General features: G+C 57.6%; 7 protein-coding genes. 3 read left to right on the top strand and 4 right to left on the bottom strand.

The features are described 5' to 3' along the window. The first annotated feature begins 382 nt into the window (after positions 1–382). Complete coding sequence (locus tag RCH91_RS04130; RefSeq protein ID WP_306533287.1) at positions 383–583, top strand: cold-shock protein; 201 nt, start codon at positions 383–385, stop codon at positions 581–583. A 147-nt stretch (positions 584–730) separates the two neighbouring features. After that, positions 731–883 (top strand): hypothetical protein, encoded by a 153-nt coding sequence (locus tag RCH91_RS04125; protein WP_306533286.1) that lies wholly within the window; start codon positions 731–733, stop codon positions 881–883. Positions 884–951: 68 nt separating this feature from the next. Here the strand turns inward: RCH91_RS04125 and RCH91_RS04120 are convergent, their stop codons facing one another. The 4 genes from RCH91_RS04120 to dbpA all read right to left on the bottom strand — a co-directional run bounded on the left by RCH91_RS04120 (position 952) and on the right by dbpA (position 4,668). After that, positions 952–1,434 (bottom strand): GreA/GreB family elongation factor, encoded by a 483-nt coding sequence (locus tag RCH91_RS04120; RefSeq protein ID WP_306533285.1) that lies wholly within the window; start codon positions 1,432–1,434, stop codon positions 952–954. Then, positions 1,431–2,318, bottom strand: a complete 888-nt coding sequence (locus RCH91_RS04115; RefSeq protein ID WP_306533284.1) for a S1 RNA-binding domain-containing protein — start codon at positions 2,316–2,318, stop codon at positions 1,431–1,433. The genes RCH91_RS04120 and RCH91_RS04115 overlap by 4 nt, the downstream gene beginning before the upstream one ends. Before the next feature lie 485 nt (positions 2,319–2,803). After that, positions 2,804–3,280: a DTW domain-containing protein gene (locus RCH91_RS04110; protein ID WP_306533283.1), complete on the bottom strand. Its 477-nt coding sequence runs from the start codon at positions 3,278–3,280 to the stop codon at positions 2,804–2,806. 5 nt (positions 3,281–3,285) lie between these two features. After that, positions 3,286–4,668, bottom strand: coding sequence for an ATP-dependent RNA helicase DbpA (gene dbpA, locus RCH91_RS04105; RefSeq protein ID WP_306533282.1), 1,383 nt, complete (start codon positions 4,666–4,668; stop codon positions 3,286–3,288). 297 nt (positions 4,669–4,965) lie between these two features. Here dbpA and RCH91_RS04100 point away from each other — a divergent pair, with 297 nt between their 5' ends. Further along, the gene (locus RCH91_RS04100; protein WP_306533281.1) at positions 4,966–7,473 is read left to right on the top strand and encodes an EAL domain-containing protein; all 2,508 of its coding nucleotides are present in this window, start codon (positions 4,966–4,968) and stop codon (positions 7,471–7,473) included. Positions 7,474–7,477 lie beyond the last annotated feature (4 nt).

Below are 7,477 nucleotides of genomic sequence, written 5' to 3'. Positions count from 1 at the left end.
AAATGCCAAGCAACTTGAGTCAAAGGCCAGAAAGCATATGCGGCATTTACAGAACAACCGAACCAAAGTGAAAAAGTTCTTCGAGCACCCCTGTGCTGCCTATGCATCTTAATTGCTCTGTTTATTTGCCGGAGTAATAACCCTATCCTGAACAAACCGGGTAAAGCTCCATGTTAACTAAGCATTTTACAATTATGGCACCAAGCTAATGAAAGATATTTCCATACATAACGCACCAAGCTTGACCTCTGAAATAATACAGTTCCATATTAGCATGAATATAATAGATTGACTTTGTCAGAACAAAGCTGTTATTGTCTAAACAGGATTCGGTATGATGCCGGACAAAAACAAACAGGAAGTATCAGGAGAAAGTACGCACATGGTAAACGGAACAGTAAAGTGGTTCAACGACAGCAAGGGTTTTGGTTTTCTCGAGCAGGAAAATGGTGAAGATGTGTTCTGTCATTTCTCCGCCATCGCAGGTGACGGATTCAAATCCCTTGCTGAGGGCGATAGGGTAACGTTTGAAGTAACCAAGGGGCCGAAAGGTCTTCAGGCCGCAAACGTAACCAGAGTCTAACAACCGTCTCCAGCAGACCCCAAAAGCCCCGGGATAATCTCGGGGCTTTTTTGTTCCGTCAGCTCCCGGTGCCCACGGAAAGGCACCGCGACACCTGGCCTTTCACGATCAACCTGATTCAGATTCCGTTCGCGCAGGAGTTACTCGATGGCAAAACCCAATTTTCAGTTTCAGAAAAGGCAGAAAGAATTAGAGCGGAAGAAAAAGAACGAGGAAAAGCTTCAGCGCAAACTGTCCAAGAAAGACCCCCTTACGGAAGACACCCCTGAGCAAACCTCCGAAGAGGAAGTGACCGAATAACACTGGCGGCCGGCTGATTGGCCGCCTTTTGCTTATCGTCCCCACCTCCACATACGCGTTCAGCCCCCTCAGCAGACCTCGATGACCATGAAGGTCTTTCGCGTTACCCCCATGCCCACCTGCAACTGGTCCCCGACAACCTTGCCGAGCAGGGCGCGGCCAAGGGGCGACTGCGGGGTTATGACAACGATCTCCTCCGCCCCGTCAGCGATTTTGAGTCCCCCCGCTTCAGGGCCGAGAAAGACGCGCTTTGCGGCTCCCTCCTCATCCTCCAGGACAACCATGGCCGTCAGCCGGATCGGCGTCTCATCGTCGAATTCACGCAACTCCAGCACCCGGTAACTTTCCAGGGCCCCCCGAATCTCCTGGGCGCGGTTGGCCTGCCCCTGGGCGACGTAGGATGCCTCCAGCGCCGTGGTGTCGTACTTGTTGTCCGGAATGCACTCCTCGTGGGTCGCGGCTTCATGGGCCACCCGGGCAGCGGTGGAGAGGACGGCGAGATCGGCAGTGAGGGCAGCCGTGATCTGGTGAAGCAACTCCTCCTTGGTCATGGCCGCAGTTGGTCTTTATCCGGGAACGCGGTGCGGGCCAAACCTTTTTCCGACAACTGGACCCCCTCGTCGGTCAGCGTCACCAGGCCGTCCCTGTAGAGCCCCCCCACCGCCTTCTTGAAGGTCTTCTTGCTCATGCTCAGGGCCTCCTCGATGGCCGCCGGGGAACTCCGGTCATGCAGGGGCAAGGTGCCGCCATGGGTCGCCAGGGCCTTGAGAATAACATCCCGGGCGTCCGACACCCCCTCGGCCCCCACCTTGCGCAAAGTGACATCCAGCTTGCCGTCTTCACGCAGACGCTTCACATAGCCGGAGAGCTCCATGCCGGCGCAGGTCCCGGCCGGCAGCTCGTCCCGGTAAAGGAGGGCGGGAAAACGGTGGTTGACGATGACCTTGGCACCCAGGTCGGTGAGCTGCCAGACGAGCAGCGCTACCGCATCACCTTCATGCAGATCAGGCCGCCGGTAGTCAAGGCAGTCGTCGATACGGGCATTGGCAAAGGGACGACCCTGCGGATCAAGCTCCACCTTCACCAGATAGCGCCTGCCGGCCTCCATCCGCTCGGGCTGGAGACGGTATGGCGCCAGCAGGTCCTTTGCCAGGCCCCAGTCGAGAAATGCCCCCGGGGAGCCAACCGACTTGACCGTCAGCAACGCGAACTCGCCAGCCTGGACCAGCGGAAGACGGCATGTGGCCTGCAACTCTCCGGCCACGTCCTGATACAGAAACACCTCCACCTGCTCGCCAGGCTCCGCTTGGGGCGCCTCCCGCCGGGGGAGGTGCGCCAGCCGCTCGCCGGCCTCCAGCCAGACACCTCGCTTGTCAACGCGGGCGACCTTCAGGGTGTGCATACGACAGAGTCCAGGTTGTTCAGTGTATTCCATGTGCCCCTCCACGGGTGCCGCTTGTGCCATTATCAGATAACAGGCTTGAGCACGAGGGTGCTTTTGCCTGCGGGCATAGTAAATCCAATCGAGTTTCATGTCCACTTATCCGGCGCACAAGATGTTGCTTCAGCACTTCCTCTATTGTTCCTCGCGGTAAACTTCCTTCCGGTGGTATAATGAATTTAAGCAGAGAGGAGGCGAAGAGTCATGAGAACCAAGAAATGCGACGTCAAAGTCTGGAGCGGAACCTGTGAACACAGTTCGTACAGCAAAAGTGGAGATAGATATCTCTGCGACGCCTGTGGGGCGATTGCCAAGACCGATCATGAAGTAAGAAGAGAAGGATTCGTCCATGTGAGCGGTGACACAGACTCCTTGAGTTAAGCCGGAAGGCGGGTGTTGTGCGGAGATGGAATGAGATGAGGACGGGCTGCCATAAGGTCGCCTTTTTAATTTCATCTTCTTGCCACGAAAATTCCCTTTTAACCTACGGTATCCAATGGCCTGATGAATTCAAGGAACCGCTCCTGCAGCCGCTCCGCGTCTTCGGCATTCCCCGTGCTGCGCAGGATTTCGATGACGCATTCGGCCGTACAGAGCCCCGACTCCTTCTGATTCTTCCTGAGGTTGTACACGGACTTTTCGGCAGGCGTGAGGCAGACACGCCGGACCTTTTGCAGGTACGGGCTCCGCTGGTGGATCTTCCGTGCCTCGTGCCAGGTGCCGTCGATGAGGATCACGTGCCGTATCCCTGTCAGGTCGCCACCGGCCTCGTCCGCGGTGCCGGGATAAATCAGCGCCACCCCGCCCGCCTCGATCTCCTCCAGAAGTCCGGCCGGCGGCCGCGCCCGGTCCCAGCGGACCTGCTCGGCCGCGCCCCCCAGCACATCGACCACCAGCCGGCCGGTGTTGGAGCGCTTCCCGAACTCCTTGAAATGGGTCAACAGGGTGAATTTCATGGCGGTCAGCCGGTTCTCCGCACCTTGAAGAAGCGGCCCTTGATCCGGTTTCTCCCCAGGCAGGCCAGGGCCTGATCGCAGCTCTGCCGCGCGATGGCCACGTAGGTATGGAAATCGAAGACATCGATCTTCCCCACCTCGCTCCCGGCTATCCCCCCCTCGCCGGTGAGGGCCCCCAGGATATCGCCGGGGCGAAGCTTGTTCTTGCGGCCGCCGTCGATGCAGAGGGTCACCATGGGGGGGAGCGGCGGTCTCCCCGGGGCCGGCGCCAGCGCGGCCAGGTCGCCCCGGGAGATGGTGCTTCCCAGTGCATCCTCGATGGCCGCGACCAGCCGGCTTTCCCGGGGCGTCACCAGGCTTACGGCCAGCCCCTGCTCCCCGGCCCGGCCGGTGCGGCCGACGCGGTGGGTATGGACCTCCGGGTTGCGGGACAGCTCGTAGTTGATCACCGCCGGGAGCTCCTTGATGTCGAGCCCCCGGGCGGCAACGTCGGTAGCCACCAGCACCGAGGCGCTCCGGTTGGCAAAACAGACCAGCACCTGGTCCCGCTCCCGCTGTTCCAGATCGCCATGGATGGCCAGAGCCCCATAGCCCCGGCCGGCCAGGGCATCGGCCACCTCCTGGCACTCGATCTTCGTGTTGCAGAAGATCAAGGTCGATTCCGGGCGATAGTGGCCGAGAATCCGCGCCACCGCCTCGATCCGCTCCTCCCTGTCCACCTCGTAGAAGACCTGCTCGATGGCCCCCTCGTCGTGGGCCTCGTCCACGCTCACCTCCACCGGCTCCCGCTGGATCGCCCCGCTCATGGCGGCAATGGAGTCCGGGTAGGTGGCGGAAAAGAGGAGGGTCTGCCTCTTGGGCGGCATGGCGGCGATCAGGGCGCTGATGTCATCCTGGAACCCCATGTCGAGCATCCGGTCCGCCTCGTCCAGCACCAGGGTCCGCAGCGCGGAGAGGTCGAGGCTGCCCCGCCGCAGATGATCCAGGAGTCGGCCGGGGGTCCCCACCACCACATGGGCGCCATGCTCCAGGGAACCCAGCTGGGGACCGAAGGGGACGCCGCCGCAGACCGTCAGGATCTTGATGTTGTCGGTGAACCGGGCCAGGCGCCGCAGCTCCTTGCCCACCTGGTCGGCCAGCTCCCGGGTCGGGCAGAGCACCAGGGCCTGCACACGGCGGGATGACGCCTCCAGGTGCGTCAGCAGGCCGATGCCAAAGGCCGCGGTCTTGCCGCTGCCGGTCTTGGCCCTGGCGATCACGTCCTTGCCCGCCAGGATGAGCGGGAGGCTGTGGGCCTGGACCGGCGTCATCCCGGCATAGCCGAGGGAGGCCAGGTTCCTGAGCATGGGGGCTTTCAGATGGAGGGAAGAAAATGCTTTCGGGTTCATGGGTTTGCTCTCTCATTCTGCGCCCGCAAAAAAACCACAGGAGATTGGCCCTGTGGTTCAGACGCATACCAGATATAGCATGGTACGGCTCGCGGAGCAATTCATTACCCCCGCTCGGTGCAGCGGCGCTGTCGGCCCGGGTCTGGCGGGCTCCGATGCGACCGTTTCACCACTAAAGTTCTTCTTAAATTCTCCGATAAGAATAACAAGTTTCTTGTCGTCAACCCTTCCTGTCCCTCGTACTTGCATCGTCCCGTTGTTTTCCCCATAGTCGGCCGAAAACACGATGGGCTCCTTATGAGAAAGAAGATACTTGCCGCACTCTTTGTGTTGTTCATGCTTTTTGCTCTCGGGGCACTGATTGCGGCGCTGAATATTGCAAACACCACCCGGATTTTCAACAACCTCATCAAGCTCCATCAGATCGAGGCAATGCGGAATGATCTGGTCGAGAATGTCCTTAAGGTTCAATCGGACCTTTATACGGTCAATACGCCGCTGGGTCGCGGCCTGGAAGAAATTGTCACGACCGTTGACGGACTTGAAACGTCGGCCAGGAAATGCACCTCCTGCCACCATAAGCCCGCAATAGCCCAGAAGCTGGATAAGACCCTGGTGCTCATCAGTGGCTTGAAGGAGGCATTGAGTTACTACATAACGGCATCCGCCAACAGGGAAAGAATAGACAAACTGAAAGCCGATGCCGCACTGATCGGAAACGAGCTTCTCCACCATACGGAGACAATGGCGTTCGATGCCGCAAAGAATATCGACATTTCGACAAATCATGCGTTGGTTGAAGTAAAAAAGACAAAGCTGATACTCATCGTCCTGCTTATAGTCACCGCGTGTTCCGGGTTGCTGATCGCGTGGAATCTGACGAGGGCAATCACACGACCCACCCATCAGCTTGTGCTCGCAACGCGAAAGATCGCATCAGGCGAGCTTGGCTATACGATTGACGAAGAATATAAGGCCGAGTTTGGAGAGCTGGCCAGAAATTTCAACCTGATGAGTGTCTCGTTACATAACGGCTACACCAAACTGCAGCAGGAAATCACCGAACGAAGGCAGACCGAAGAGGCTCTGCGCAAAAGCGAAGAGCGCTATGCCCTTGCAGCCCTTGGCGCCAACGATGGGTTATGGGATTGGGATCTGAAGGCCAATATCGTTTATTATTCGCCCCGCTGGCAATCCATGCTCGGCTTCGATGAGCCTGAGCTTGGCAACAGCCCGGAGGACTGGCTCAATCTGATCCATTCCGATGACCGCATCCAGCTGGAGGCGAAAATAACCGCCCATCTCGATGGGCACCTGACACACTTTGAAAACGAGCATCGCATGCGCCATAAGGATGGAACCTATCGCTGGATGCGAAGCAGGGGCATTGCCCTGAGGGATTCCTCAGGAACGCCCTACCGCATGGCCGGATCGCAGACAGACATCACTGAACACAAGCAAACGGAAGAACTTTTGGTTCACGATGCGTTTCACGATACCCTGACCGACCTGCCGAACCGCGCTTTGCTGATGAATCGACTGCAACATGTGATCGATGTTGCGCAGCGGCGGAAAGATTATCTCTTTGCCGTACTTTTCATCGATCTTGACCGATTCAAGTTTATCAATGACAGCCTTGGCCATGTACTAGGCGACCAGCTCCTGATCGCCGTAGGCAAAAGGCTTCAGGGATTTGTTCGGGCCTGTGACACTGTCGCCCGCCTTGGCGGAGACGAGTTCGCGGTTCTCCTCGAAGATATCAAAGACAGCAGTGACGCGGTAGCCATAGCCCGAAGGATACAAGTGGACCTGCCATTGCCTTTCACTCTTTGCGGGCATGATGTGTTCACCACCGCAAGCGTCGGAATCGCCCTCTATACCGAAGGGGAGACACGGCCGGAACACCTGTTGCGCGACGCTGACCTGGCCATGTATCAGGCAAAGGCCAACGGCAAGGCCTGCTACGAAATTTTCGATGCGGCCATGCACGAGCGACTGGTCAGGAGCCTGACGCTGGAAACCGACCTGAGGCATGCAATCGAGCGCAATGAATTGCGGCTTCACTATCAACCCATACTATCGCTAACCAGCGGCAGAATTAACGGCGTTGAGGCCCTGGTCCGATGGCAGCACCCGCTCCACGGACTGATCTACCCCGTTGAGTTCATTCCCATAGCTGAAGAGACCGGACTGATCACAACCATAGGCCAATGGGTCCTCCGTGAGGCCTGCCGCAAGACCAGTCACTGGCATAAGCAGTTTCCCGCCGCTACCCCCCTGACAATCAATGTAAATCTTTCCAGCAAAGAGTTCACGCCTCTGCTCATCGAAAACATCAGGCAACTTCTCCGTGAAATAGATATCGACCCAGCCTCCTTGCACCTCGAAATCACGGAAAGCACGATTATGTCGAACCCTGCTTCCACGGCGGCATTGCTCCTGGAGCTGAAAGAGATTGGGGTTGGCCTCCAGATTGATGATTTTGGCACCGGGTATTCATCGTTGAGCTACCTCCATAATTTTCCGATCAGCGCCTTGAAGATCGATCAATCCTTCATCAAAATGGTGAACACTGACAAGGAAAACCTGGAGATCGTCAAAACCATAGTTGCATTGGCGCACAACCTGAGCATGGATGTGATTGCCGAGGGGGTGGAGACAGCAGAGGAATTGGAGATTTTGCGGGAACTGGGATGCGAATATATCCAGGGATACCTGATCTCCAAGCCGCTCGAATCGGGACATGTTGAAGATTTTCTTGAAGAGGAATCGTGTCGCGTAGATTCCAGAAGTCATCAGGTCTGAACAA

It is taken from the genome of Geobacter sp. (assembly GCF_030834625.1).
GTDB lineage: Bacteria > Desulfobacterota > Desulfuromonadia > Geobacterales > Geobacteraceae > Geobacter.
Note: the sequence above shows the minus strand (reverse complement) of the source record. Positions and strands in the feature narration are given on the sequence as shown.

What these genes read in the sequence shown, in the direction of transcription:
- RCH91_RS04115 (WP_306533284.1), bottom strand. Translation starts at nt 2,318, where the DNA reads ATGGAATACACTGAACAACCTGGACTCTGTCGTATGCACACCCTGAAG.
- dbpA (WP_306533282.1), bottom strand. Translation starts at nt 4,668, where the DNA reads ATGAACCCGAAAGCATTTTCTTCCCTCCATCTGAAAGCCCCCATGCTC.
- RCH91_RS04125 (WP_306533286.1), top strand. Translation starts at nt 731, where the DNA reads ATGGCAAAACCCAATTTTCAGTTTCAGAAAAGGCAGAAAGAATTAGAG.
- RCH91_RS04130 (WP_306533287.1), top strand. Translation starts at nt 383, where the DNA reads ATGGTAAACGGAACAGTAAAGTGGTTCAACGACAGCAAGGGTTTTGGT.
- RCH91_RS04110 (WP_306533283.1), bottom strand. Translation starts at nt 3,280, where the DNA reads ATGAAATTCACCCTGTTGACCCATTTCAAGGAGTTCGGGAAGCGCTCC.
- RCH91_RS04120 (WP_306533285.1), bottom strand. Translation starts at nt 1,434, where the DNA reads ATGACCAAGGAGGAGTTGCTTCACCAGATCACGGCTGCCCTCACTGCC.
- RCH91_RS04100 (WP_306533281.1), top strand. Translation starts at nt 4,966, where the DNA reads ATGAGAAAGAAGATACTTGCCGCACTCTTTGTGTTGTTCATGCTTTTT.